Below are 25,287 nucleotides of genomic sequence, written 5' to 3' on the forward strand. Positions count from 1 at the left end.
ACGGCGGGGGGTGGCCATCAGTGGTGGAACGCCGTCGCAGCCGCTGCGTCCTTGCTCATAGGGTGCGGCTGGCGGCGCAGTTCCGGCAGCAGTCCTTGCAGGTCCTCCATCAGCAGCGCCGCGAGATCCGCCGAGAAGCCGTTGCGGCACACCACCCGCAGTACCGACAGATCCTCGCGGTTCGCGGGGAACGTGTACGCGGGCACCAGCCAGCCCTGTTCGCGCAGCCGCCGCGAGACGTCGAAGACGTCGAAGTTCCGGACGTCCGGCGCCGTGGTGAGCGCGAACACCGGCAACTCGTCGCCACGGGTGAGCAGTTGGAAGTCGCCCAGCTGCTCGAACTGGTCCGCGAGCCGGCGCGCGACGTCCCGGGACGTCTGCTGGACCGCCCGGAAGCCGTCCCGGCCGAGCCGCAGGAACGTGTAGTACTGCGCCACCACCTGCGCCCCGGGCCGCGAGAAGTTGAGGGCGAACGTGGGCATGTCGCCGCCCAGATAGTTGACCCGGAAGACCAGTTCCTCCGGCAGTTCCTCCGAGGTGCGCCACAGCGCCCAGCCGACCCCGGGATACACCAGGCCGTACTTGTGCCCCGAGGTGTTGATCGAGGACACCCTCGGCAGCCTGAAGTCCCAGACCAGATCCTCGTCCACGAAGGGCGCGACCATCGCGCCGGACGCCCCGTCGACATGGACGGGGATGTCCAGGCCCGTGAACTCCTGCAGGGCGTCCAGCGCGGCGCAGACCTCCGCCACGGGCTCGTACGACCCGTCGAAGGTGGAGCCGAGCACGGTCACCACCCCGATGGTGTTCTCGTCGCAGAGGTCGGCCGCCGCCTTCGGATCGAGATGGAAGCGGTTCCCCTCCATCGGCACCAGCCGCGGCTCGACCTCCCAGAAGTTGCAGAACTTGTCCCAGCAGACCTGCACATTGACGCCCATCACCAGATTCGGCCGGGCGGTCGCGGGATAGCGGTCGGCGTTGCGGCGCGCCCAGCGGCGCTTGAGAGCCATCCCGGCGAGCATGCAGGCCTCGCTGGAGCCCGTGGTCGAGCAGCCGACCGTCGTGGACGGGTCCGGCGCGTTCCAGAGGTCGGCGAGCATGGCCACACACCGCCGCTCCAGTTCGGCGGTGCGCGGATACTCGTCCTTGTCGATCATGTTCTTGTCGCGGCACTCCGACATCAGCACACCCGCCTGCGGCTCCATCCAGGTGGTGACGAAGGTGGCGAGGTTCAGCCGGGAGTTGCCGTCGAGCATCAGCTCGTCATGGACCAGCTGGTACGCCGTCGACGGCGGCAGCGGGCCGTCGGGAAGCCGGTGCGTGGGCGGAGCCACGGTCATTTCGCTGACCGGGTCGGCCTCCCCGAAGAACGGATTGAGGGAGAGCCTGCGTGTGTCCGCGTCCCGCTCGGGGGTGCTGCCCGCGCCCTGGTGGAGTGGCATCGTCGGTGTCCGCCTTCCCAGCTCTGGGGTCTCAGCTCTCAGGCTCGTACGGGCTTGCACCTCACGCAACGTGAGGGCTCAGGCTGAGGTGCGTACCGAGAAAACGAAGGAGCGGTAAGCGATGGGCTACTCCGTGGGACAGGTCGCCTCATTCGCCGGAGTGACGGTGCGCACACTGCACCACTACGACGGGATCGGACTGCTCTGTCCGAGCGGGCGCAGCCACGCGGGTCACCGGTGCTACGACGACGGCGACCTCGACCGGCTGCAGCAGATCCTGTTCTACCGGGAGCTCGGCTTTCCGCTGGACGAGGTCGCGGCGCTGCTCGACGACCCGGACGCGGACCCGCGAGAACATCTGCGCAGGCAGCACAGTCTGCTGACCGCCCGGATCGCCCGGTTGCAGGAGATGGCCGCCGCCGTCGAACAAGCCATGGAGGCGAAGAAGATGGGCATCAACCTCACGCCCGAGGAGAAGTTCGAGGTGTTCGGGGACAAGGACCCCGAGCAGTACGCCGAGGAGGCCGAGCAGCGCTGGGGCGACACCGCGGCCTTCGCCGAGTCGCAGCGCCGGGCCGCGGGCTACACCAAGGACGACTGGAAGCGCATGCAGGACGAGGTCGCCGACTGGGGCGCGCGCTACGACGCCCTGATGACGGACGGTGAGCAGCCGACCGGCGAACGGGCGATGGACATGGCCGAGGAGCACCGGCAGCACATCACCAAGTGGTTCTACGAGTGCACGTACGAGATCCACACGGGTCTCGGCGAGATGTACGTCTCGGACGAGCGGTTCCGTGCGTTCTACGACGCGACGAGGGAGGGGCTCGCCGTGCATCTGCGCGCCGCGATCCTCGCGAACGCGGCGCGCAACAGCTGACAGCGCTCCGGCCCGGGCCCGACGCGGAGCCGTCGGATGCGGACGTACGAGCCCCCGCGGACAGGCCCGACGCCAGGGTCGGGCCCCGATGCGGACGTACGAGCCCTCGCGCGGTGGCCCGACGCTCGGTCCGGGCCCGGCGTCCGGCCCCATGTCCGGTCGGTCCGGGCCCGGTGCGCCGTTCGGGTTGGCTGTTCGGGTCGGCTCAGGTGCGGGCGATGACCGCCGCCGTGCCGTACGCGCAGACCTCAGTGCCCACGTCCGCCGCCTCCGACACGTCGAAGCGGAACATCAGCACCGCGTTGGCGCCGCGCGAGCGCGCCTGTTCCACCAGGCGCTCCATCGCCTGGTTGCGCGTCTCGACCAGGGTCTTCGTCAGACCCTTCAGCTCGCCGCCGATCATCGACTTGAGGCCGGCGCCGATCTGGCTGCCCAGATGCCGCGAGCGCACCGTGAGGCCGAAGACCTCGCCGATCACCTGCTGCACCTGGAATCCGGGTACGTCGTTCGTGGTGACGACCATTACGTCGGACTGCGGCCCCTGTCCGCCGCCGTAATCCTCGATGCCCATCCGAGTCCACCTTCCGTGCGTCTGCTGGAGGCTTGTGACGCACAGCTTTGTCCCAGTCCGCGCACAGTGCATCCTGGGCGGGCCGATGGAACGTGGACCGGTGGCGATGCGTTGATAGCTTTAGGTGGCCGACCACGCCGAATTCGACGGCCGAATCGACGATCGACCGACTACCGACTCAGGAGCCCGGACCTCGTGACTACCCTTGCGCTCGGACCGAGCTGGCTGGACCCGGACTATCTCATCGGTGCTTTCGGCCTCATCGGTGTCCTGGCCATCGTCTTCGCCGAATCCGGCCTGCTCATCGGCTTCTTCCTGCCGGGTGACTCGCTGCTGTTCACCACCGGCCTGCTGGTCACGACCGGAAAGCTCAACACTCTGCCGCTGTGGGCGGTGTGCCTGCTTGTCGTGGTCGCGGCCGTGCTCGGCGACCAGGCGGGTTATCTCTTCGGCCGCAAGGTCGGCCCTTCGCTGTTCAAGCGCCCGGACTCCAGGCTCTTCAAGCAGGAGAACGTGGAGAAGGCGCACGAATTCTTCGAGAAGTACGGCCCCAAGTCGCTGGTCCTGGCCCGCTTCGTGCCCATCGTGCGGACGTTCACGCCGATCATCGCGGGTGTGAGCAGGATGAACTACCGCTCGTTCGTCACGTTCAACGTGATCGGAGGCGCGCTGTGGGGCGCGGGCGTGACGCTGCTCGGCGCGGCGCTCGGCAACGTCGAGTTCGTCCACAAGAACATCGAAGCGATGCTGATCCTGATCGTGCTGCTCTCGGTGCTCCCGATCGCGATCGAGTTCCTGCGGGCGCGGTCGAAGAAGAAGAAGGAAGCCGCGCAGGCCGGCCCGGCGGCGGACGAGCCGCCGGCGCAGCGCGGCCGCCACGCCAAGCGCTGAGCGCTCTGCGCGAGCGCATCGCTGAGCGAATCGTCCCTGCGCGTGCCCTGCGCTGAGCGAATCGTCTCCGCGCGTGCCCAGCGCTGAGCGCACGCTGTCCTCCGTCGCCGGGAGGGCCCGCCCTTCGAGCCCGTCCGGCGACTGACGTCAGAAGCCTCGCGTCCGCTTCGCCGCGCGGCGCCCGGACGGGGCCTCCGCGCCCGGCACCCTGAAGAACAGCCGGGAAAGCTCGCCTCCCAGGTTCACCCCGATCGCGATGGCCAGCGCCAGAGCCGCCGCCGTGGTCAGTGAGGCGAGGCCAGCGTTCAGGTCGTTCCTGGCGATCTCCAGGAGTCCGAAGTACGTCGCGCTACCGGGCAGCAGCGGCCCGATGGCGGCGGTGACGTACGGCAGCGCCGAAGCGAACCGGTACCGCGAGAGCATCTGCCCGAACAGGCCCACCAGGCCCGCCGCCACAGCCGTCGCAGCGACCGGCGAGACCTCCGCGATGTCGGCGAGTGCCGCGTACACCACCCAGGCCACCCCGCCGTTGAGGGTCGCGAGCAGCACCGTGTTGCGCTCCTGCTGGAGGAGTACGGCGAAGCACAGCGAGAGCGCCATCGCCGCCAGCGTCTGGATCACCGGCCGCTCCACGCTGTGGATGGCCGTCTCCGGGTTGAGCCCCGCGTCCAGTGCGACGCCCAGATACAGCACCATCAGTACGCCGACGACGATCCCGACGATGAGATAGCCGACCTCGAGCAGCCGGGCCGCCGCGGTGATGTAGAAGCCGGTCAGACCGTCCTGTACGCCCGCGACGAGGGCCCGTCCCGGGATCAGTGCGAACAGCCCACCGGTGATCACCGCGGACGCGCGTACGTCCAGCGGCGTCAGCGTCAGCGCGACTCCCATCCCGGCGGGTGGCATGGCCGCGGCCACGAACTGGTAGAACTCCGGCAGCCCGCGGCCCGCGCAGAGCCAGGCCAGCCGGTCGCCGAGCATCGCGCCGATCGCCGCCGCGAGGAAGACCAGCAGGTCGCCGCCGACGAGGACGGAGGCCGCGCCCGCCAGCAGGCCGCCGGCCGCGGTGAGGGCCCAGCCCGGGTACGGGTGCCGGTTGCGGCGGATCTCCGCGAGACGCCGGTAGGCCTCCTCCAGGGAGACCTCCGACTCCTCGGTACTGATGTCGTGGACCAGCCGGTAGACCGCGGCCAGTCGGGTGTAGTCGGTGCCCCGGCGGCGTACGGTCCGGTTCGCCGTCACCGGATCGTCCACCAGCGACGGCTGGTAGGTGATGGACAGCAGCGTGAAGGTGACGGTCGGCTCGCAGCGGTCGAGGCCGTACGAACGCGAGATGGCGAACATCGCCGCCTCGACGTCCTCCGCGCCCTCGCCGCCCGCGAGCAGCAGCTCGCCGATACGCAGCGTCAGGTCGAGGACGCGCGGGACGGCGGGGCCGCCCTCTTCGTGCCGCTGCACCGTCTCGGGCACGGGCCGCTCGCCCACCGGCATCCGCAGCATCGCCCGCATCCGGTCCTGCCAGGGCGCGTCCCTGGTGAGGCGGACGACGGGGACGCCGTGGGCGGGCGTGAAGGCGGGCGGCGACTGCTTGGTGCTGTAGGTGCTCGGCGGGGCGAACGCGGAACCTTCGGGCTCGGCGGGCACTTCGGGCGCCAGGCCGGCCGGAACGGCGAACTCCGAGGTCGGATGGTCCTCTTCGGGCGCATCCGGTGTTCCCACCCCGGGCGGCGGGGTGAAGGCGCTGTGCGCCTCGTCGGACTGGGGCTTCCGGTCTTCCGGAACGTCCGGCTCCGCCACCACGTGCTGTCCTCGCTCCCTCTCGTGTCGCCGGTGTCTGCCCAGTATGGGCATGGTCACGCACTCCGACGCACGACGGGTGGGCGCGCCCCTCCCCGACTGCCTCCGGCCGCCCGGTCCGGGCCGGTCCGATTGCGGGACGCACGACGGGCGGGGCACCTCTCGGTGCCCCGCCCGCTGTCAGCTCGATGCCGGCGTGCTGCGCGTCAGTGCGAGCCGCCCTGCGCCTCCAGGCGCTTGTAGGAGGCCTCGATCTCGGCCTCCGCCTCGGCGCGGCCGACCCAGTTGGCGCCCTCGACGGACTTGCCGGGCTCCAGGTCCTTGTAGACCTCGAAGAAGTGCTGGATCTCCAGGCGGTCGAACTCGGACACGTGGTGGATGTCGCGCAGGTGCTCCACACGCGGGTCGGACGCCGGCACACACAGCAGCTTGTCGTCGCCGCCCGCCTCGTCCGTCATCCGGAACATGCCGATCGCACGGCACTTGATGAGGCAGCCGGGAAACGTGGGCTCGTCAAGGATGACCAGCGCGTCCAGCGGGTCGCCGTCCTCGCCGAGGGTGTTCTCGACGAAGCCGTAGTCGGCCGGGTAGCTGGTCGAGGTGAAGAGTCGACGGTCCAGGCGGATCCGACCGGTCTCGTGGTCCACCTCGTACTTGTTCCGCGAACCCTTCGGGATCTCGATGGTGACGTCGAACTCCACGGGTGGCTCCTCCATGATCAACACATACGTCTGGTGGTTAAGTGTCCCTCACGCAGGTGTGTGATCGCGAAAGGGGTTGGTGCGAGGTGCCAGAGGTCAGGACGTGGCAGCTCGCATCGGGCGCCGCCGTGGTCGGCCTTGCCCTCGCTGCCGGGGCGGTGGCCGCGGCGGGCCCCTGGGACTCCGGCCAGCGTAAGGCCGAGAGGGAGTGGGCGGCTGCCCGGAGCCCTGTGGGTGGCGCACATCACGAGCGGCCCAGGCCCAAGGGCCCGGCGCCCGCGCCCAGCGCACCCGGCGTGCTCGCGGCACTCGGCGCGCCCAGGGCCGCGACCGCCTCGGCCCCGAAGGCCGCCGCCGACCTCGCCAAGGTGCTCGCGCCGCTGCTCGGCGACCCCGGTCTCGGGACGGTCCGTACGGCCTGTGTCGTCGATGTCGCGACAGGCCGGCGGGTGTACGAGAAGGGGGCGGCCGAGCCCATGACCCCGGCCTCCACCATCAAGATCGCCACCTCCGTCGCGGCCCTGTCGGCGCTCGGCCCGGACCACCGGATCCCCACCACGGTCGTCGCCTCCGAGGACGCCAGGTCGCTCACGCTGGTCGGCGGTGGCGACCCGACCCTGGACTCGGCCGGACTGCGCACGCTCGCGGACCGTACGGCCCGGGCACTGCGCGCCCGCGGGGTCAGCCGCATTCGTCTTGCGTACGACACCTCGCTCTACAAGGGGCCCGTCCGGCATCCCATCGGCCCCAACGTGAACATCTCGCCGGTCAGCGCGCTGATGGTCGGCGAGGGGCGGCTCGACGAGAGGTCCACGGGCGCTGCGGCCCGCAGCGGCGATCCGGCGGGCGACGCGGCCCGTGCCTTCGGGCGGCTGCTGACCGAACGCGGCGTCGCGAGTTCCGCGGCGCCCGCCCCCGGCCGGGCCGCCACCGGGACCAAGCCGCTCGCCCGAGTGCTCTCCGGGCCCCTGTCGGCCCTGGTCGAGCGGGCGCTGACCAACAGTGACAACGACATTGCCGAGGCCCTCGCCCGGCAGACGGCCCTCGCCGTGGGCGAGGAGGCGAGCTTCGCGGGCGGCGAGCGGGCCGTCACCGGGCAACTGAAGCGGCTGGGGCTCCCGTTGGCCGGCGCCCGCTTCGCCGACGGCAGCGGCCTCAACCGCGAGGACAGGCTCACCGCCCGCCTGCTGACCACGCTGCTGATCCGCGCCGCCGACCCGGCCCACCCCGAGCTTCGCCCGGTCCTGACCGGTCTTCCGGTCGCGGGCTTCAGCGGCACCCTGCACTCCCGCTACACCGAGACCTCACCGGGCACCGGTTTGGTCCGGGCCAAGACGGGCACCCTGACCGGCGTGAACACCCTGGCCGGCACCGTCGTCGCCCCGGACGGCCGACTGCTCGCCTTCGCCTTCCTGGCCGCCAACACGCCGTCCCGCGAGGCCGCGCAGCCCGCCCTCGACCGGCTGGCAGCCGCGCTGGCCTCCTGACGTTTTCGCCGTCCCGGCCGTTGCCGACACCCCACCGCTGCCGGAGCCGACAACGTACGGTTGACGCATGACGAGCATCGGTGGTGCCGAGATGGTCGACTGGAACCTTGCCGTGGCAACCGCGACCCGCTTCGTGCGGCCCGGACCCGAGGTGAGCCGGGACGAGGCGCGTGCCGTCGTCGCCGAGCTCCGGCGGCATGCCAAATCCTCCGAGGAACATGTGCGGGGCTACACCCGGATGATCCCGGAGGGCCATGAGCCACAGGACACCCCCATCCTCGTCGTGGACCGGGCCGGCTGGGTGAGGGCGAATGTCGCGGGCTTCCGTGAGCTGCTCAAGCCGCTGCTGGAGAAGATGCAGGAACGGCGCGCGTCCAGCCCCGGCGGCGCCGTGCTCGGCGCGGTCGGCGGCAAGGTCACCGGCGTCGAGCTGGGCATGCTGCTGTCGTTCCTGGCCTCGCGGGTCCTCGGGCAGTACGAGACCTTCGCCCCCGCCACCCGCGAGCTGCCCGCGGGCGAGAGCGGCGCCGGACGGCTGCTGCTCGTCGCCCCGAACATCGTCCATGTGGAGCGCGAACTCGAGGTCGACCCGCACGACTTCAGGTTGTGGGTTTGTCTGCACGAGGAGACGCACCGCACCCAGTTCACGGGTGTCCCGTGGCTGCGGGACCATCTCGAGGGCGAGATCCAGTCATTTCTCGGCGAGACCGAGGTCGACCCGATGACCGTTCTGGAACGGTTCCGGGAGGCCGCCCAGTCGCTCGCAGGGGCCCGTCCCGAGGGTGAGCAGGACGAGGGCGGCCGCTCCATCGTCGAGCTGGTGCAGACCCCTGCGCAGCGGGAGATCCTGAGCCGGCTGACCGCCGTGATGTCGCTCCTGGAGGGTCACGCGGACTATGTGATGGACGGCGTCGGACCCGATGTCGTGCCGTCGGTGGCCGAGATCCGGGAGAAGTTTCAGCAGCGCAGGGCACGGGGGGCGAGCCGTCTCGACCAGGCGCTGCGCAAGCTCCTGGGGCTCGATGCCAAGTTGCGTCAGTACCGCGACGGCGAGCGTTTTGTGCGCTCCGTGGTCGAGGAGGTCGGTATGGAGGGATTCAACCGGGTGTGGACGTCCCCCAACACCCTGCCCACCAAGGCGGAGATCGCCAAACCTGCGGACTGGGTCGCGAGGGTGCACCGCAAAGCGGAGTCGTGAGCGGGTGGCGACCACAGGCAGCGGCGCGCTCTGTGGGAGCTGGGGGTGTACACCCGAAGCCGCAGCATCACCCATCCGAGGGACCGTAGCCCATGGGTAGGCGTGCAATGCTCGGGGAACGGCCCGGTTCTGTCACCATCGACGCACTCTGAGTGACTGACTCCGACTTCGACCGAGGCTCCCCCCAAACTTTTCACGAAGGGCACCGGACATGGGTCCCCATCCTGCGGTCGCGGCGATACGCCTGGCGGTCCGCCGCGTACTCCACGACGTACTCACCGAACACTCCGAACGTGTCGCGCGCTCCGTGAGCCACGCGGCCTCCGCGCGCTCCTGCGCGAGCCGCCCGGCCTTTGCGGCCTCGGCGGCCCGCTCCCCGCTGGACCCCGCCTCCGACAGTGAGCGTCCGCTCGTGCTGGTGGCGTGCTCCGGCGGCGCCGACTCCATGGCCCTCGCCTCCGCCCTCGCCTTCGAGGCCCCCAAACTCTCCGTCCGGGCCGGCGGCATCACCGTCGACCACGGCCTCCAGGACGGCTCCGACCTCCGCGCCGCCGAGGTCGCCGCCCGGCTCACCGCGATGCGGCTCGACCCCGTCGAAACCATCGCCGTACGGGTCGGCCGCGGCGGCGGGCCCGAGGCCGCGGCCCGTGACGCCCGCTACGCCGCCCTCGACGACGCCGCGGAGCGCTACGGCGCCGCCGCCGTCCTGCTCGGCCACACCCGCGACGACCAAGCTGAAACCGTCCTGCTGGGCCTCGCCCGCGGCTCGGGCACCCGCTCGCTCTCCGGAATGGCCGCCGTCTCGGGGGCGGCCGGCCGTTACCGCCGCCCCTTCCTCCAGCTGGACCGGCAGACCGCCCGCAAGGCCTGCATGGCCCAGGCGCTGCCCGTCTGGGACGACCCGCACAACGCCGACCCGGCCTACACCCGCTCCCGGCTGCGCCACGAGGGCCTGCCCGCCCTCGAGAAGGCGCTCGGCAAGGGCGTCGTCGAGGCCCTGGCCCGTACCGCACAGCTCTCCCGCGACGATGCCGATGCCCTGGACACCTGGGCCGCCGACGCGGACGCGACCGTACGGGACGAGGCGGGCAGGCTGGACTGCGCCAAGCTGTACGGGCTGCCGCCCGCCGTACGCCGCCGGGTGCTGCGCCGGGCCCTCATCGAGGCCGGTGCGCCCGCCGGTTCTCTCTTCGCCCGGCATGTCGAGGAAGTGGACCGGCTGATCACCGGCTGGCGCGGTCAGGGAGCCATCAATCTGCCGGGTCGCGTCGAGGCGCGACGGCAGGGTGGCAGACTGGTCATTCGGCAAGGCTGACTCAGTCACTGCTGAGGCCCTCCGGACCCCGGGCAACAGGCTGTGTCTGCCCGGGGGGTGGTCCGGGGGATGACCCCCGGACCCCCGGCAACAGAAAGCGACCGTGTGAACGAGCAGGACATGGGCACCGACCTTCAGTCGGTGCTCATCACCAAGGAAGAGATCGACGCGAAGCTGGCCGATCTGGCCGCGAAGATCGATGCGGAGTACGCGGGCAAGGACCTGCTGCTCGTCGGTGTCCTCAAGGGTGCCGTGATGGTGATGGCGGATCTGGCACGTGCGCTGTCCACCCCCGTCACCATGGACTGGATGGCGGTGTCGTCGTACGGCGCGGGCACCCAGTCCTCCGGCGTGGTCCGGATCCTCAAGGACCTGGACACCGACATCAAGGGCAAGCACGTCCTGATCGTCGAGGACATCATCGACTCCGGCCTCACGCTCTCCTGGCTGCTGTCGAACCTCGGCTCGCGTGAGCCGGCCTCGCTCGAGGTCTGCACCCTCCTGCGTAAGCCGGATGCCGCGAAGGTCGCGATCGATGTGAAGTGGATCGGCTTCGACATTCCCAATGAGTTTGTCGTTGGGTATGGCCTGGATTACGCGGAGAAGTACCGCAATATGCCGTTCGTCGGCACGCTCGCGCCGCACGTTTACGGCGGCTGAAGCCCCGCACGGAGACGGGAACCCTGGCCCCGCTCCCGCCGTTGGAGCAAAGGAAGGCGGTCGCGGGTGACAATGCTGGGGTACCGTCCGAAGAACAGTCTTTTCTCACAGCAGCATTTACCTACGGGCAGGAGGGACGGGGCGATTCCGCTCCGTATGGATGGACGTGAAGCGATACTTCCGTGGGCCGGTCATGTGGATCGTGCTGGCCGTCCTCGCCGTGGTCGTGTTGATGCAGGTCGTCGGCTCGTCCGGCGGCTACAAGACGGTGGACACCGGCGAGGTCGTCCAGGCGATCGACAAGAACCAGGTAGACCAGGTCAAGCTGACCACCGGCGACGAACAGATCATCAAGGTTGATCTGAAGGACGGCCAGAAGGTCAAGGGCAGCGACAAGATCCAGGCGAGTTACATCGGTTCCCAGGGCGCCTCCCTGGCCGACAAGCTGCAGACGAAGTACGAAGCCGGCGACATCGAGAAGGGTTACACCGTCTCGCCGTCGAAGCAGAGCCCGTTCGTATCGGTGCTGCTCTCACTGCTGCCCTTCGTCCTGATCGTCGTGGTCTTCCTCTTCCTGATGAACCAGATGCAGGGCGGCGGCTCCCGAGTCATGAACTTCGGGAAGTCCAAGGCCAAGCTGATCACCAAGGACACCCCGAAGACGACCTTCGCCGATGTGGCGGGGGCGGACGAGGCGGTCGAGGAGCTCCACGAGATCAAGGAGTTCCTGCAGGAGCCGGCCAAGTTCCAGGCGGTCGGCGCCAAGATCCCGAAGGGTGTGCTGCTGTACGGCCCGCCCGGTACGGGCAAGACGCTGCTCGCGCGCGCCGTCGCGGGCGAGGCGGGCGTCCCGTTCTACTCGATCTCCGGCTCCGACTTCGTCGAGATGTTCGTCGGTGTCGGTGCCTCCCGAGTCCGTGACCTCTTCGAGCAGGCCAAGGCGAACGCCCCGGCGATCGTCTTCGTCGACGAGATCGACGCCGTCGGCCGGCACCGCGGTGCGGGTCTGGGCGGCGGTCACGACGAGCGCGAGCAGACGCTGAACCAGCTGCTCGTCGAGATGGACGGCTTCGACGTAAAGGGCGGCGTCATCCTGATCGCCGCCACCAACCGGCCGGACATCCTCGACCCCGCGCTGCTGCGTCCGGGCCGCTTCGACCGGCAGATCGCGGTCGACCGTCCCGACATGCAGGGCCGTCTGGAGATCCTCAAGGTCCACCAGAAGGGCAAGCCGGTCGCCCCGGACGTCGATCTGGGCGCAGTCGCCCGGCGCACGCCCGGCTTCACCGGCGCGGACCTGTCGAACGTGCTGAACGAAGCTGCGCTCCTGACGGCGCGCAGCGACAAGAAGCTGGTCGACAACCACGCCCTGGACGAGGCGATCGACCGCGTCGTGGCGGGCCCGCAGAAGCGGACCCGGATCATGTCGGACAAGGAGAAGAAGATCACCGCGTACCACGAGGGCGGTCACGCCCTGGTCGCGGCGGCTTCGCCGAACTCCGACCCGGTCCACAAGATCACGATCCTGTCCCGCGGCCGGGCGCTCGGCTACACCATGGTCCTGCCGGACGAGGACAAGTACTCCACGACGCGCAATGAGATGCTCGACCAGCTGGCGTACATGCTGGGCGGGCGCGCGGCCGAGGAGCTCGTCTTCCACGACCCGACCACCGGTGCTGCCAACGACATCGAGAAGGCCACGGCCACGGCCCGCGCGATGGTCACGCAGTACGGCATGACCGAGCGTCTTGGCGCGATCAAGTTCGGCGGCGACAACACCGAGCCGTTCCTCGGACGTGAGATGGCTCACCAGCGCGACTACTCGGAAGAGGTCGCGGCGCTGGTCGACGAAGAGGTCAAGAAGCTCATCGAGACCGCGCACAACGAGGCCTGGGAGATCCTCGTCGAGAACCGCGACGTCCTCGACAACCTGGTCCTCCAGCTTCTGGAGAAGGAGACCCTCGGCAAGGAGCAGATCGCCGAGATCTTCGCCCCGATCGTGAGGCGCCCGGCCCGCCCGGCGTGGACCGGTTCCTCACGGCGTACGCCCTCGACGCGGCCGCCGGTGCTCTCGCCCAAGGAGCTGGCGCTGACGAACGGCGCCGTCGGTTCCAACGGTTCCGCCCCGACGGACGCCGCTCCGGCGATCGAGGCGGTCCCGGAGGAGCGTCCGGAGAGCTGACACATCAGGCGCTGCGGCCACGCAGGGCCCGGAATGAATGCCGCGTCCCCCAGGTTCTAGCCTGGGGGACGCGGCATTCTCGTATGTCCGCATGCCGGAGCACGAAGGAACGAGGCACAAATGACCGACCCGGTGACGCTGGACGGCGAGGGCAAGATCGGCGAGTTCGACGAGAAGCGGGCCGAGAACGCTGTTCGGGAGCTCCTCATCGCGGTCGGGGAGGACCCGGACCGGGAGGGCCTGCGGGAGACGCCGGGGCGGGTGGCCCGCGCGTACAAGGAGATATTCGCGGGGCTGTGGCAGAAGCCGGAGGAAGTCCTGACGACGACGTTCGACCTCGGCCACGACGAGATGGTCCTGGTGAAGGACATCGAGGTCATGAGCTCCTGTGAACATCACCTCGTGCCGTTCCACGGCGTGGCGCACGTCGGCTACATCCCGTCGTCCGACGGGAAGATCACCGGCCTGTCGAAGCTGGCCCGCCTCGTCGACGTCTACGCGCGGCGGCCGCAGGTGCAGGAGCGGCTGACGACGCAGATCGCGGACTCGCTGATGGAGATACTGGAGCCGCGCGGTGTGATTGTGGTCGTGGAGTGCGAGCACATGTGCATGACGATGCGCGGGGTGCGGAAGCCGGGCGCGAAGACGATCACCTCGGCGGTGCGGGGGCAGCTGCGGCACCCTGCGACGCGCAATGAGGCGATGAGCCTGATCATGGCGCGCTGACAGGGCGCGTTGACCTGATCATGGCGCTGACTTGATCATGGCGCGCGGAGCAGCCGTGTTCGCACGACTCCAGTGCGGTGGCCGTCCCGCGCGTGGCTGCGCAGGCCGAGCCATCACACCGCCGGCGGGTTACGCCCGTGTCGCGTTCTCGTCGTCGTCCTCAGGGAGCTTGCAGACCCGCTCCAGGAAGAACGCCGCCGCGATCACCGCGATCCCCGCCACCACCGAGAAGCCCGCGTAGATCGCCTGGTCCCGGCGGGGCGGGATGTCCAGGGAGCCCAGCAGGAACACTCCCGTACCGCCGTACATCCCCGACACGATCGCCGCCACCAGCGCGCTCGCCTGGCCGAAGACCACCGCTCGCGCCGCCATCAGCGGCTCCACGCCCTTCGCGCCGGGGCGCCTTTCGCGCTGGGCCCGCAGCCGGGCGCGCAGCGACAGCGCGGTCGAGGTGAGGACGACCGCGATGACCGCCAGCACGATCGGTGCGGCCAGCGGCACGCTCGGCAGCGTGCCGATCGACTCCCACAGGCGGGCAGCGCCCCAGGACAGCACCCCGGCCGCGGCGAAGAGACCGGCCAGTACACCGAGCCGTAGTTGCTTCACCGAGAGCGCCGCCCTTCACTTGTTGCCGCTTGCCGCACCGAGCCGTACAGGCTCCGCAGAGCCTAACGACTACTCGGGCAGACGGAGTTCCAGGTCGGCGCGGGGAAACACGCCGTCCTGGCCGATGCCGTCCAGCAGCTGCGCGACCGGTCCGCGGCCCGGCAGCTGGGCCTCCGGCTCCACATCGCGCCACGGCGCGAGCACGAACGCGCGCTGGTGGGCCCGCGGGTGGGGCAGCGTGAGCGCGGGGTCCTCGGAGACCACATCCGCGTACGCCACGATGTCGACGTCGATCGTCCGCGGTCCCCAGCGCTCCTCCCGGACCCGGTCGAAGGCCTCTTCGATGGCCTGGCCGCGCTCCAGCAGGGACGACGGCGGAAGCGTGGTCTTGATCACGACGACCGCGTTGAAGTACGACGGCTGGCTGCCGGGTTCGACGCCCCACGGCTCCGTCTCGTACACCGGAGAGACCGCCTTGACCCGCAGGCCCGGCGTGTCCTCCAGCGCGTCGATCGCGCCCTGGAGGGTCTCCAGGCGGTTGCCCAGGTTGGAGCCGAGGGAGATCACGGCCCGTTTCGGATTGGACAGGGTGATGTCCGCGGCGTCCACCTGCTCCACCACGGAGGTGGGCACCGGCTGCACGGTGGGGTCGCTCATGCTCGGCTCCGGGTGATCGTGATGGTCACATCGTCGAACGGGACGGTGATCGGGGCGTCCGGCTTGTGCACGACCACCTCGACCTCCTGAACGCCCTCGTGCTTGAGGCACTGCTGGGCGATGCGCTCCGCGAGGGTCTCGATCAGGTCGACCGGCTCGCCCTGGACGACGTCGACGACCTCCTCCGCCACCACGCCGTAGTGCACGGTCTTCGCCAGGTCGTCGTCGGCCGCCGCGGGGCGGGTGTCGAGGCCGAGCACCAGGTCCACGATGAAGGTCTGGCCCTCCTCGCGCTCCTTGGGGAAGACGCCGTGGTGCCCGCGGGCCTTGAGGCCGCGCAGCGCGACACGATCCACGCGAATCACTCCTGCTGTCGTTGGGCTTGCGGGCACGCGGCTGCCTGCGGGCGGCCGGGTGTCCATATTCGAATCTACCTGCGGGCACTGACAGTGCTCGCCCATGGGGGCTCCGGCGGGAGTTGGGCGCGCGGGCCCCGAGAGGCTGATAGGCGCGCCTACCCGGGAGCCCGGATTCCAACCCCCGACGGGTCGGTTACCCCCTTATGGGGAGGGCTCTTCGTCCTCTTCGGCGTCGTTTTCCGCCAGTACGGGTGAACCGTGATGTGACCAGATCTTCCACCCGTCCGATGTGCGACGGAACACATTGGTGGCCACGACGAGCTGTCCGACGAGCGGGCCGAGCTGGCCGCTCTCCTCGGCGGGGCCGCCGCTGAGGATGTTCTCCGTACAGGAGACGAGGGCGGTGTCGCCGTGCAGGCTGACCTTCACATCGGTGAGGAAGAACTGGATGTAGTCCGTGTTCGCCATGATCAGGGCGTACGAGCGGAGCACTTCGCCGCGGCCGGAGAGGACGGGCCAGCCGGGGTGGATGCACGAGATGTCCTCGTCCAGCCAGAGGCTGGAGAGCTTCTCGAAGTCACCGCGCTCCATGGTCTCGTAGAACGTGGTGTTGGCCTCTTCGACCAGTTCTACGTCGGTACGGCTCACCGGGCGCCCTCGATGGCGCGGGCGACGCGTACGGCGTCGGCCGTGGCGCGTACTTCGTGCACGCGGACGGCCCAGGCGCCCTCGTGGGCCGCGATGGCGGAGACCGCGGCGGTGGCGGCGTCCCGCTCTCTCGCGGGCGGCGGGGCGCCCTCCTTCGCCAGCACGTGGCCGAGGAAGCGCTTGCGGGAGGCGGCGACGAGCAGGGGGCGGCCGAGCGCGCGGAGTTCGGCGAGGTGGGCGACGAGGGCGAGGTCGTGCTCGGCCTGCTTGGCGAAGCCGAGGCCGGGGTCGATGACGATGCGCTCGGGGGCGATGCCGCCGGAGACGACGGCGTCCATGCGGGCGCGGAGCTCGCCGACGACTTCGGCGACGACGTCGGTGTAGACGGCGCGGGAGTTCATGTCCTGGCTGAAGCCGCGCCAGTGCATGACGACGAAGGGGACACCGGTGGCGGCGACGGCGGGGACCATGCGGGGGTCGGCGAGGCCGCCGCTCACGTCGTTGACCAGTACGGCGCCGGCCGCGACGGCCTTCTCGGCGACGGAGGCGCGCATGGTGTCGACGGAGACGGTGACGCCCTCGGAGGCGAGGCCGCGGACGACGGGCACGACGCGGCGCAGCTCTTCGTCCTCGTCGACGCGGGTGGCGCCGGGGCGGGTGGACTCGCCGCCGACGTCGACGAGGTCGGCGCCCTCGGCGACGAGGTCGAGGCCGCGCTTGACGGCGGCGGTGGTGTCGAACCAGCGACCGCCGTCGGAGAAGGAATCGGGCGTCACATTGACGACCCCCATGACCGCACAGCGATCCCACTCCGGCAGCCCGCTGGCCGTGCCCCGTGCGCGCAACGTACTCATGTCCCCAGCCTAGGCCCGCGCCCCGGTCCCTCATCGCCGGGTGCGCTGTCCCCACCCCCGCGGGGCACCCCCACCGGGCCCGCTCGGCCCGGGGACGCGGTTGTGCCGCGCCCCCGGGCCGCAGGGGCCGAGCGCTGCCGAGGGCGGCGGGCCCGGCAGGGCTTGGCTCCCGCCGGGGCGGGTGGCTCCGTGCAGCCGGCGGACGGGGCGGCCCAGCGGCTCACACGTACGGTCTACGCCGCGCGGACTTCCCTTTCCGCCTTCGGGAGGTGCGCGCACGGGCGGGGCTGGCGGGCCGGGCGGCGGCGCGGGAAGAGGCGGGGGAGCGCGACGTTCACAAAGCCCTCCGCCTGCATCGCGGCGAAGCCGATACGCGGCAGGTCGCGCGTGTTGCGGAAGACCACGAAGCGCGGTTCCCACCGCGGCTGGAACTTGGCGTTGAACTTGTACAGCGACTCGATCTGGAACCAGCGCGAGAGGAAGACGAGCAGTCCGCGCCACATGCGCAGCACCGGCCCGGCCCCGATCTTCTCGCCGCGCGCCAGCGCCGAGCGGAACATCGCGAAGTTCAGCGAGACCCGCTCGATCTTCAGCCCGGGAGACGCCTGCAGCGCGGCCACGATCAGCAGTTCGTTCATGCCCGGGTCCGCCGAGCGGTCGCGGCGCATCAGCTCCAGGGACATCCCGTCCGTACCCCACGGAACGAAGTGGATGATCGCCTTCAGGTCGCCGTACGGAGAGGCGGTGCCTTCGTCGTCCTGCTTGTGCGCCGTGGCTATCACCGCGTCGCCGTCCGCCGGGTCGCCGATCCGGCCGAGCGCCATCGAGAAGCCCCGCTCGGTGTCGGTGCCGCGCCAGTCCGCCGCGGCCCGGCGGATCTGCTCCAGCTCCTCGTCCGAGAGGTCACGAGCGCGCCGTACCCGGGTTTCGTAGCCATTGCGCTCGATGCGCTTCACCATCTGGCGTACGTTTCGCATCGCGCGCCCGGTGAGGGAGAAATCCGCGACATCCACCACCGCCTCGTCACCGAGCTCCAGCGCGTCCAGACCGGTCTCCCGGGTCCAGACCTCGCCGCCGGTCTCCGAGCAGCCCATCACCGCCGGGGTCCAGGAGTGTGCCTTCGCCTCGTCCATGAAGCGCTCGATCGCGCCGGGCCAGGCCTCGACGTCGCCGATCGGGTCGCCACTGGCGAGCATCACGCCGGAGACCACGCGGTAGGTGACGGCGGCCTTGCCACTGGGGGAGAAGACGACGGCCTTGTCGCGGCGGAGCGCGAAGTGGCCCAGTGAGTCCCGGCCGCCGTGCCTGGTCAGCAGGTCGCGCAGCCGCTGCTCGTCGTCCTCGGTCAGCTGCGCGGCCGGGTGCTCCGGGCGGAAGGCGAGGTAGATGGTGGTGACGGCGGTCAGCAGGCCGAGCGCACCGAGGGAGTAACCGACGGTCCAGGACACCCCGTCGGAGTAGTCGACGGGACCCTCGAAGCCGAAGAGCCCGTACAGGACGTGCTCCAGGCGGTCCGTCAGGCTCGGGCTGCCGACCTCCTTGCCGGGGTGCGCGCTGACGATGACCAGACCGAGCCCGAGGGAACCGGCGCCCATAAGAACGAAGTTGGCGAGTGCCTTCCAGCGGCTGCGCGGGTCCGGCAGTGCCGCGAACTCACTCCGGTGGCGCAGCAGCAGCGTCAGCAGCGCCAGCGAGACCAGTACGCCGATGATCGAGTGCCTGTATACGAACTGCCCGGCCGCCCCGGCGGGCAGCAGAATCACCGCGGCCCGCCAGGCCCGGCGCTTGTGGCGCTTGAGGCCGTGGGCGAGCAGCAGAAGCAGTACGCCGGCGCACAGCGAGAGCGCCGCGGCGAAGGGGCCGGTGGCTCCGGGGAGCACCTCGGCCAGGGAGTGCATGCGGCTGTGCCGGAACCGGGGAAAGACCCCGGCGGCAATGTCGATCAGGCCGACGAGTGTGCAGGCCGTTCCGACCAGCGAAGGAACCGACTCCGGGCGGGGGCCGCGCAGCACGCGACGCACCCAATCCGGAACCGATCCTGACTTGTCCCCATCTACCGTTGCAGACATCGCTTCCCGTGACTCCGCGAGAGATCCAGTGTCCGTGGGCCGCAGGTTGGGCTCCGGACGATTAGCGCTCTCTAGGACGGGACTTTCGGGAGGCGGGTTCACTCATTCACAGGAAATTCTCAAGAAAGAAAGCTCTCCCGACTCATGGGTCTGACCAGTAACAAAGTTCTGGCCTTGGCCGTCCTCGTGGCTGTGCTGCTGTTCGCCGCCACGGTCTGGCTCTGGCCGCGGCTCGCCCGCCGCGGCTGGCGCGCCGTGACCGGCAGGATCGGTCTGCTGCTGGCTACCCAGCTCGCGCTCTTCGTCGCGGTCGGACTCGCGGCCAACAACTCCTTCCTCTTCTACGGCTCTTGGTCCGACCTCTTCGGTCAGGAACAGGACATGGGCGTGGTGGTGGACCACTCGGCCGGCGGAAAGCGGATCAAGATCGTCGAGAGGAAGAGGCCCGATGTGCCGGGCGGCTCGCGGCCCGCGACGGGCGGTCAGATACACAAGGTCGTCATCGCGGGTGAGAAATCGAAGATCGACAGCCCGGCCTATGTCTATCTGCCGCCGGAGTATTTCCAGCCGAAATTCGCGAAAAGCACTTTTCCGGCGACTGTCGTGCTGACCGGGTATCCGGGGACCGCGGAGAACCTGCTCAAGGGGCTGAAGTACCCGAGGACGGCTTTTCAGCAGTCCAGGGACGGCACCATGCAGCCGATGATCCTGGTGATGCTGCGGCCGACCGTCGCGCCGCCGCGGGACACCGAGTGCGTCGATGTACCGGGCGGGCCGCAGACCGAGACCTTCTTCGCCAAGGACCTGCCGAAGGCGGTGTCCGAGACGTACCGGGTCGGGACCAAGCCGCAGAACTGGGGCTTCATCGGGAATTCGACCGGCGGCTACTGCGCACTGAAGATCGCGCTGCACCACCCGGAGCAGTTCGCCGCGTCCGCCGGCCTCTCCGCGTACTACAAGGCCGCCGACGACCCGACGACCGGTGATCTCTTCCACGGCAACAAGAGGGAGAAGAACCGGTCCAATCTGCTGTGGAGCCTGGACCATCTGCCGCAGGGGAAGTCGTCGTTCCTGGTGACCAGCTCCACGTCGGGCGAGGCGAATTTCAAGAACACCCTGAAGTTCATCGACAAGGTGAAGTCCCCCGCGCGCGTTTCGTCGATCATGCTCGACAGCGGCGGGCACAACTTCAACACCTGGCGGCGCGAGATTCCGCCCGCCCTGGCGTGGATGAGCGGCAGGCTCAGTGCTTCGTGACGGACGTCTTGACGGACGTCTTCGTGGCGGGCGTGTCCGTCACGGGCGTGACGGGCGCGACCGTCTCGATCGACTCCAGCTCGACTGCGGTACGGGGAATGTCCTGCGCGTCCGCGTCGATCGAGCGGCGCAGCGCCTCATGCAGCCGGGCCGGGGTGAGGACCCCGAGGAAGCGCCCGGTCTCCTCCGCGTCGATGACCGCGATCCATCCCGCGTCGTGTTGCAGCATCGTGGAGAAGGCCTGCTTCAGGGAGGCGCCGACGGGCAGCCATGCCTCCATCCGGCGGGCGTGTTCGCGTACGGAGCCCTTCTGCTGCGCCTGTTCGGCAGAGATCCAGCCGTGCAGTTCGCCCGATTCGTCCAGGACGACGGCCCAGCGGGAGCCGAGCTCCTTCGGCAGCGGGTCGTCGAGCCGTACGACGGGCGGCTCTTCCAGATCGCTCTCCTCGATGGGAGTGACCGAGAGCCGCTTGAGACCGCGGTCCGCGCCGACGAAGTCGGCCACGTACGCCGTGGCAGGGGTGCCGAGGACCGCAGCCGGGGCGTCGAACTGCTCGATCCGCCCCTGGCCGTAGACGGCGATGCGGTCGCCGAGGCGGACCGCCTCCTCGATGTCGTGGGTGACGAAGAGCACGGTCTTGCGCACCTGGGACTGGAGCCTGAGGAACTCGTTCTGCAGATGCTCGCGCACCACCGGGTCGACCGCGCCGAACGGCTCGTCCATCAGCAGCACGGGCGGGTCGGCCGCGAGCGCCCTGGCCACGCCGACGCGCTGGCGCTGGCCGCCGGAGAGCTGCTCGGGGTACCGCCCGCCGTACGTCTTGGGGTCCAGGCCCACCAGATCGAGGAGTTCGGCTGCCCGCTCACGGCCCTTGGAGCGGCGCCAGCCGAGGAGATGGGGGACGGTCGCGACGTTCTCCAGGACCGTCTTGTGCGGGAACAGGCCGACCTGCTGGATCACATAGCCGATACGGCGGCGCAGCTGGACGGGATCGATGGCGGATATGTCGGCCCCGTCGAGGAATATCCGGCCACTGCTCGGCTCGATGAGGCGGTTGACCATCTTCATGGTCGTGGTCTTGCCACAGCCGGAGGGTCCGACGAGCGTGACCAGCTCGCCCTCGGCGACCTCGAACGACAGGTCGTCGACCGCCGTCGTCCCGTCCGGGTACCGCTTGGTGACGTGCTCGAATCGGATCATGGTTCCCCATTGTGACGGGTGTTGTGTGAAAGCCATGTTGCTGCAATGTGGCGGCCCTCGGCGATTGTCAGTGGTCAGGGATAGGGTCGCCAGACATACGTTCGGCACTGCTGGGGAGGTGGGGGTGCGTGAGTACGGAGCAGGCTGCACAGAGCTGTCTGGCGGCCAATGACTGGATTTGCGGGGAGTATCTGCGCACCCGCAGCCAGGAGTTGACCGACGCCACCGTCCAGCATGTCTGGATCACTGTGGTGTCCGTACTGATCGGGCTCGCCGTGGCCTTTCCGCTGGCGCTGCTCGCCCGCGCGAAGCCGCGATTCGCCGGCCCGGTCCTCGGTCTGACGACCCTGCTCTACACGATTCCTTCGCTGGCGATGTTCTCGCTGCTGCTGCCGGTCTTCGGCCTTTCGGCCGCGCTGGTGGTGACGGGCCTGGTGCTCTATTCGCTCACCATTCTCGTACGGAACATCATGGCCGGTCTCGAGGCGGTGCCCGACGAGGCGCGGGAGGCCGCTCGCGGCATGGGGTACGGCTCGGGGCGGCTGCTCTGGGAGGTCGAACTGCCCCTTGCGCTGCCCGCGTTGATGGCGGGCCTGCGCATAGCCACCGTCTCGACGATCGCGCTCACGACGGTGGGAGCGCTCGTCGGCAAGGGCGGCCTCGGCAATCTCATCGACGACGGGGTGCAGACCACGTTCAAGGCACAGGTGCTCACCGCCTCCGTGCTCTGTGTGCTGCTGGCGGCGGTCGCCGATGTGCTGCTGCTCGGTCTGCAGCGGCTGCTGACGCCCTGGACCCGCATACGCACGGCGAGGCCTGCGGTGCGGACCGCGAGCAATTCCGCGGGAAGTTCCGAGGAGAATTCCGAGGCGAAGGTGAAGGTGGCGGGCTGATGGGGGTAGTCGCCGACGCGTGGACATGGCTGACCACCGGTTCCAACTGGTCGGGGGAGAGCGGCGCCTGGCACCGCCTTGGCGAGCATGTGTACGTCAGCGGGATCGCACTCGTGCTGGCCTGCGCCATCGCTCTGCCGATCGCGCTGTGGCTGGGGCATCTCGGCAAGGGCGGCGCGCTCGCGATCAATATCTCCAACGCCGGGCGGGCGATCCCCGTCTTCGCGGTCCTCGCCCTCTTCATGCTCACATCGCTGCGCAACGCCGGCTATCTGCCGACGATCATCGCGCTGGTGCTGTTCGCGGTGCCGCCGCTGCTCACCAACGCGTACGTCGGCATGCGCGAGGTGGACCGGGCGGTGGTGGAGGCCGCGCGGGGGATGGGGATGTCGGGCGGCCAGCTCTTCCTCCGGGTCGAACTGCCCCTCGCCTACCCGCTGCTCATGACCGGGCTGCGGTCGGCCGCCGTCCAGGTGGTGGCCACGGCCACGATCGCCTCGATGGTCGGCCAGGGCGGCCTCGGCCGGATCATCACCGCGGGATTCAACACGTACAACACCCCGCAGGTGGTGGCGGGCGCGCTCCTCGCGGCGCTGCTTGCGCTGCTGGTGGAGGGGGTGCTGGTGGCGGCCGACCGGCTGCTGAGCCCCCTCCGTAAGACCGTGTGACAACACTTGGACGGAGAACCTGATGAGCAAGACCTCGCGCATCGCGGGTGCGGTACTCGGTGTGGTGGCCCTGACGGGTTCTCTCGCCGCATGCGGCGGTGACAGCCTGGAGAAGGAGAAGGGCGGCTCGGCCTCGGGCGGCGGCTCGGGCAGGAAGGGCGCGCTCGCGGTCGGCGCCGCGTCCTTCACCGAGTCCAAGGTGCTCGCCGAGCTGTACGCACAGCTTCTCAAGGACGCCGGATACACGACATCGGTCACCACGGTGAAGAACCGTGAGCTGTACGAACCCTCCTTGGAGAAGGGTGAGATCGACGTCGTACCGGAATACGCCGCGACGATCGCCGAATTCCTCAACGCGAAGGCGAACGGGCCCAAGGCGCCCGACGAGAAGCCGGTCGCGTCCGGCGATGTCACGGCCACCGTGGCGGCGCTCACCAAGCTCGCCGAACCGCGCGGACTGAAGGTGCTTTCCGCGGGGGCGGCCGTCGACCAGAACGCCTTCGCGGTCAGCAAGGAATTCGCCGAGAAGAACAAGCTGAAGACGCTTTCCGATCTTGGGAAGTCGAAGCTGAAGGTGAAGATCGCGGCGGGCGACGAGTGCGAGGTACGGCCGTTCTGCGCGCCCGGTCTGAAGAAGACGTACGGCATTGATGTCGCGGGCATCGACCCCAAGGGCGTCGGCACCCCGCAGTCCAAGCAGGCCGTCAAGGACGGCACCGACCAGCTGGTGCTGACCACGACCACCGACGCCGTGCTGGACGGCCTCGTCTTCCTCGAGGACGACAAGAAGCTCCAGAACGCCGACAACGTGCTGCCGGTGGTCAATGCGAAGGACGCGGGCTCCAAGGAGATAGCCGATGTCCTCGACAAGCTCACCAAGGTGCTGACCACCGAGGATCTTGCCGAGTTGAACCGCAAGGTGGACGCCGAGCGCGCGAAGCCCGAGGACGCGGCGAAGGCATATCTCGAGTCGAAGGGCCTGCTCAAGAAGTAGCGAGGGGCCGCTTCGGAAGAGACGGGCGCCCGCTTGGAGAAGTGGCGGGCGCCCGCTTGGAGAAGCGGTGGGTGTCTGCCTCGGAAGCGGCAGGCGCCTGCCTCGGAAGTGGCGGCGGTACGACCCGGCGTTCTTGAACGAGACATTTGCCGGTCCGAGACCCCATTTGGCGTCTACGCACGGTAAATTTCAGGCCATGCCACGTGGACGCCACCGCCATTCCCCACCCCTTCACAGGCTGCTGCCGCCTTCGGCGGTCGCCGGAGCGTCGGTTCTTTGTGCCGCCGGCGCGTGGTTTCTGGCGGAGCCAGTTGTGCTCCGTTCGCTGGTCACCGCTGCTACGGCCGCGGCCGTCACCGGCGCCGTCATGATGCGCGGTTGGGACCGGGCGGCCGGGCGCCGCGTAGCGGAGCTGACCCGCGGCCGCGCGAGCGATGCCTGGAAGACCGAGGAGCGCATAGCCGAACTGGAGACGGACATCGAGGAGTCGCGCGAGCTGCGCGCAAAGCTCGATGCGAAGCTGCGGGCAAAACGGGTCGAACTGGCCGCGCTGCGCGGTGAGCACGCCGCGCTGCTGCGCCGGTACGCAACCGCCGAGACCGAGCGGGCCGGCGTGCTCGAGGACCGCCGGCAGCTCGCGCTGGAGGCGTCGTCCCCGGTCAAGGCGCTGCCGCCGGCCGGGACCACGCCCACTCCGGCGACCTTCCTGCGCGCCAACAAGGCCCTGGACGAGCTGTCGCGCAACGCCGCCGAGCAGGAGGCGAAGCGCACCGTCGAGGAGGCCCGCGCCCGCGATCTGGCCGAACGGGCCAGGGAGGCGGACGAGCCGCAGGGGAAGCACGCGGCGGTCGCCGGGGGAGAGCAGCACACCCGCCCGTCGTCCGCCGTCCCCGCCAGGCGTGCCGTCCCGGCAGCGGCCGCCATCGTTCCTTACGGACCCCAGCGCCGCCCGGCCAAGCGCCCCGAGGGCGGCTTCGACTTCTTCGGCACCGCCGCGGCCGCGGAGGCGGGCGCGGGTGCGGGTGCGCAGAAGGCGATAGAGGCCGCGCACAACGAGGATCTCGCCGATGTGGTGGGCGAGGAGGCGCTGGCCGCGCAGGAGTCGGCGGACGCCCGCCCGGTCGGCAAGGTCATCGATCTGACCGCGCACGACGAGACGGAACACCTCGACGTGGTCGCGCTGCGCGACGCGGTCAGCTGATCACGGGCGACGATTCGGCGGTTGATCAAT

Annotated in this window: 24 protein-coding genes; 13 read left to right on the forward strand and 11 right to left on the reverse strand. The window is 69.8% G+C overall.

What is annotated here, in order from left to right; all coding sequences use genetic code 11:
• Nucleotides 1–17: 17 nt before the first annotated feature.
• The gene (locus ACQEVG_RS21710) at nt 18–1,442 is read right to left on the reverse strand and encodes a glutamate decarboxylase (protein WP_432986485.1); all 1,425 of its coding nucleotides are present in this window, start codon (nt 1,440–1,442) and stop codon (nt 18–20) included.
• A gap of 121 nt (nt 1,443–1,563) precedes the next feature.
• Between ACQEVG_RS21710 and ACQEVG_RS21715 the strand changes: the two genes are divergently transcribed.
• Complete coding sequence (locus ACQEVG_RS21715) at nt 1,564–2,322, forward strand: MerR family transcriptional regulator (RefSeq protein ID WP_432986487.1); 759 nt, start codon at nt 1,564–1,566, stop codon at nt 2,320–2,322.
• Nucleotides 2,323–2,527: 205 nt separating this feature from the next.
• On the opposite strand, the gene ACQEVG_RS21720 is transcribed toward ACQEVG_RS21715, so the two are convergent.
• Entirely contained in the window at nt 2,528–2,893 is a 366-nt protein-coding gene (locus tag ACQEVG_RS21720; protein WP_432986489.1) for a YbjQ family protein, read from the reverse strand.
• Nucleotides 2,894–3,088: 195 nt separating this feature from the next.
• Between ACQEVG_RS21720 and ACQEVG_RS21725 the strand changes: the two genes are divergently transcribed.
• Nucleotides 3,089–3,784, forward strand: coding sequence for a DedA family protein (locus ACQEVG_RS21725; RefSeq protein ID WP_432986491.1), 696 nt, complete (start codon nt 3,089–3,091; stop codon nt 3,782–3,784).
• A 147-nt stretch (nt 3,785–3,931) separates the two neighbouring features.
• Here ACQEVG_RS21725 and ACQEVG_RS21730 read toward each other — a convergent pair whose 3' ends face one another.
• Both ACQEVG_RS21730 and ACQEVG_RS21735 read right to left on the reverse strand, forming a co-directional pair.
• Entirely contained in the window at nt 3,932–5,584 is a 1,653-nt protein-coding gene (locus tag ACQEVG_RS21730; protein WP_432986495.1) for a threonine/serine ThrE exporter family protein, read from the reverse strand.
• Nucleotides 5,585–5,787: 203 nt separating this feature from the next.
• Nucleotides 5,788–6,282, reverse strand: a complete 495-nt coding sequence (locus ACQEVG_RS21735) for an inorganic diphosphatase (RefSeq protein WP_432992785.1) — start codon at nt 6,280–6,282, stop codon at nt 5,788–5,790.
• A gap of 86 nt (nt 6,283–6,368) precedes the next feature.
• Here ACQEVG_RS21735 and dacB point away from each other — a divergent pair, with 86 nt between their 5' ends.
• From dacB to folE, 6 genes are all read left to right on the forward strand, one after another.
• Complete coding sequence (gene dacB, locus ACQEVG_RS21740; RefSeq protein ID WP_432986497.1) at nt 6,369–7,769, forward strand: D-alanyl-D-alanine carboxypeptidase/D-alanyl-D-alanine endopeptidase; 1,401 nt, start codon at nt 6,369–6,371, stop codon at nt 7,767–7,769.
• A 67-nt stretch (nt 7,770–7,836) separates the two neighbouring features.
• The gene (locus tag ACQEVG_RS21745; protein WP_432986499.1) at nt 7,837–8,967 is read left to right on the forward strand and encodes a zinc-dependent metalloprotease; all 1,131 of its coding nucleotides are present in this window, start codon (nt 7,837–7,839) and stop codon (nt 8,965–8,967) included.
• Nucleotides 8,968–9,178: 211 nt separating this feature from the next.
• On the forward strand, nt 9,179–10,282 hold the full coding sequence (tilS, locus tag ACQEVG_RS21750; protein WP_432986501.1) for a tRNA lysidine(34) synthetase TilS: 1,104 nt from the start codon (nt 9,179–9,181) through the stop codon (nt 10,280–10,282).
• A gap of 120 nt (nt 10,283–10,402) precedes the next feature.
• Nucleotides 10,403–10,942, forward strand: a complete 540-nt coding sequence (hpt, locus tag ACQEVG_RS21755) for a hypoxanthine phosphoribosyltransferase (protein WP_360871490.1) — start codon at nt 10,403–10,405, stop codon at nt 10,940–10,942.
• A gap of 160 nt (nt 10,943–11,102) precedes the next feature.
• Nucleotides 11,103–13,124 (forward strand): ATP-dependent zinc metalloprotease FtsH, encoded by a 2,022-nt coding sequence (gene ftsH, locus ACQEVG_RS21760; RefSeq protein ID WP_432986503.1) that lies wholly within the window; start codon nt 11,103–11,105, stop codon nt 13,122–13,124.
• A gap of 120 nt (nt 13,125–13,244) precedes the next feature.
• Nucleotides 13,245–13,850, forward strand: a complete 606-nt coding sequence (gene folE / locus ACQEVG_RS21765; protein ID WP_432986505.1) for a GTP cyclohydrolase I FolE — start codon at nt 13,245–13,247, stop codon at nt 13,848–13,850.
• A 129-nt stretch (nt 13,851–13,979) separates the two neighbouring features.
• Here folE and ACQEVG_RS21770 read toward each other — a convergent pair whose 3' ends face one another.
• From ACQEVG_RS21770 to ACQEVG_RS21795, 6 genes are all read right to left on the reverse strand, one after another.
• The gene (locus ACQEVG_RS21770) at nt 13,980–14,456 is read right to left on the reverse strand and encodes a DUF3180 domain-containing protein (protein ID WP_432986507.1); all 477 of its coding nucleotides are present in this window, start codon (nt 14,454–14,456) and stop codon (nt 13,980–13,982) included.
• Between the two features lie 69 nt (nt 14,457–14,525).
• On the reverse strand, nt 14,526–15,113 hold the full coding sequence (gene folK, locus ACQEVG_RS21775) for a 2-amino-4-hydroxy-6-hydroxymethyldihydropteridine diphosphokinase (protein ID WP_432986509.1): 588 nt from the start codon (nt 15,111–15,113) through the stop codon (nt 14,526–14,528).
• Nucleotides 15,110–15,469: a dihydroneopterin aldolase gene (folB, locus tag ACQEVG_RS21780; protein WP_432986511.1), complete on the reverse strand. Its 360-nt coding sequence runs from the start codon at nt 15,467–15,469 to the stop codon at nt 15,110–15,112. Before folB ends, folK begins: the two co-directional genes overlap by 4 nt.
• A gap of 204 nt (nt 15,470–15,673) precedes the next feature.
• The gene (locus ACQEVG_RS21785) at nt 15,674–16,120 is read right to left on the reverse strand and encodes a nuclear transport factor 2 family protein (RefSeq protein ID WP_432986513.1); all 447 of its coding nucleotides are present in this window, start codon (nt 16,118–16,120) and stop codon (nt 15,674–15,676) included.
• Complete coding sequence (folP, locus tag ACQEVG_RS21790) at nt 16,117–16,974, reverse strand: dihydropteroate synthase (RefSeq protein WP_432986515.1); 858 nt, start codon at nt 16,972–16,974, stop codon at nt 16,117–16,119. Before folP ends, ACQEVG_RS21785 begins: the two co-directional genes overlap by 4 nt.
• Nucleotides 16,975–17,207: 233 nt before the next feature.
• Nucleotides 17,208–19,043 carry a phosphatidylglycerol lysyltransferase domain-containing protein gene (locus ACQEVG_RS21795; RefSeq protein ID WP_432986517.1) on the reverse strand — a complete coding sequence of 612 codons (1,836 nt, stop codon included), beginning with the start codon at nt 19,041–19,043 and terminating at the stop codon, nt 17,208–17,210.
• Between the two features lie 144 nt (nt 19,044–19,187).
• On the opposite strand from ACQEVG_RS21795, the gene ACQEVG_RS21800 reads away from it, so the two are divergent.
• Complete coding sequence (locus ACQEVG_RS21800; RefSeq protein ID WP_432986519.1) at nt 19,188–20,300, forward strand: alpha/beta hydrolase; 1,113 nt, start codon at nt 19,188–19,190, stop codon at nt 20,298–20,300.
• Here ACQEVG_RS21800 and ACQEVG_RS21805 read toward each other — a convergent pair.
• A complete protein-coding gene (locus ACQEVG_RS21805; RefSeq protein WP_432986521.1) occupies nt 20,287–21,501 on the reverse strand; it encodes an ABC transporter ATP-binding protein in 1,215 nt (404 codons plus the stop codon). The genes ACQEVG_RS21800 and ACQEVG_RS21805 overlap by 14 nt on opposite strands.
• A gap of 128 nt (nt 21,502–21,629) precedes the next feature.
• Here ACQEVG_RS21805 and ACQEVG_RS21810 point away from each other — a divergent pair, with 128 nt between their 5' ends.
• The 4 genes from ACQEVG_RS21810 (at nt 21,630) to ACQEVG_RS21825 (ending at nt 25,257) form a co-directional block, all read left to right on the forward strand.
• The gene (locus ACQEVG_RS21810) at nt 21,630–22,394 is read left to right on the forward strand and encodes an ABC transporter permease (RefSeq protein WP_432986524.1); all 765 of its coding nucleotides are present in this window, start codon (nt 21,630–21,632) and stop codon (nt 22,392–22,394) included.
• Entirely contained in the window at nt 22,394–23,062 is a 669-nt protein-coding gene (locus tag ACQEVG_RS21815; protein ID WP_405806986.1) for an ABC transporter permease, read from the forward strand. The genes ACQEVG_RS21810 and ACQEVG_RS21815 overlap by 1 nt, the downstream gene beginning before the upstream one ends.
• A 22-nt stretch (nt 23,063–23,084) precedes the next feature.
• Nucleotides 23,085–24,056, forward strand: a complete 972-nt coding sequence (locus ACQEVG_RS21820) for an ABC transporter substrate-binding protein (RefSeq protein WP_432986527.1) — start codon at nt 23,085–23,087, stop codon at nt 24,054–24,056.
• Nucleotides 24,057–24,252: 196 nt separating this feature from the next.
• Nucleotides 24,253–25,257 (forward strand): hypothetical protein, encoded by a 1,005-nt coding sequence (locus ACQEVG_RS21825; RefSeq protein WP_432986529.1) that lies wholly within the window; start codon nt 24,253–24,255, stop codon nt 25,255–25,257.
• The last annotated feature ends 30 nt before the right edge of the window (nt 25,258–25,287 follow it).

This window comes from Streptomyces sp. CA-135486 (genome assembly GCF_050936555.1).
Classification (GTDB): Bacteria; Actinomycetota; Actinomycetes; order Streptomycetales; family Streptomycetaceae; genus Streptomyces.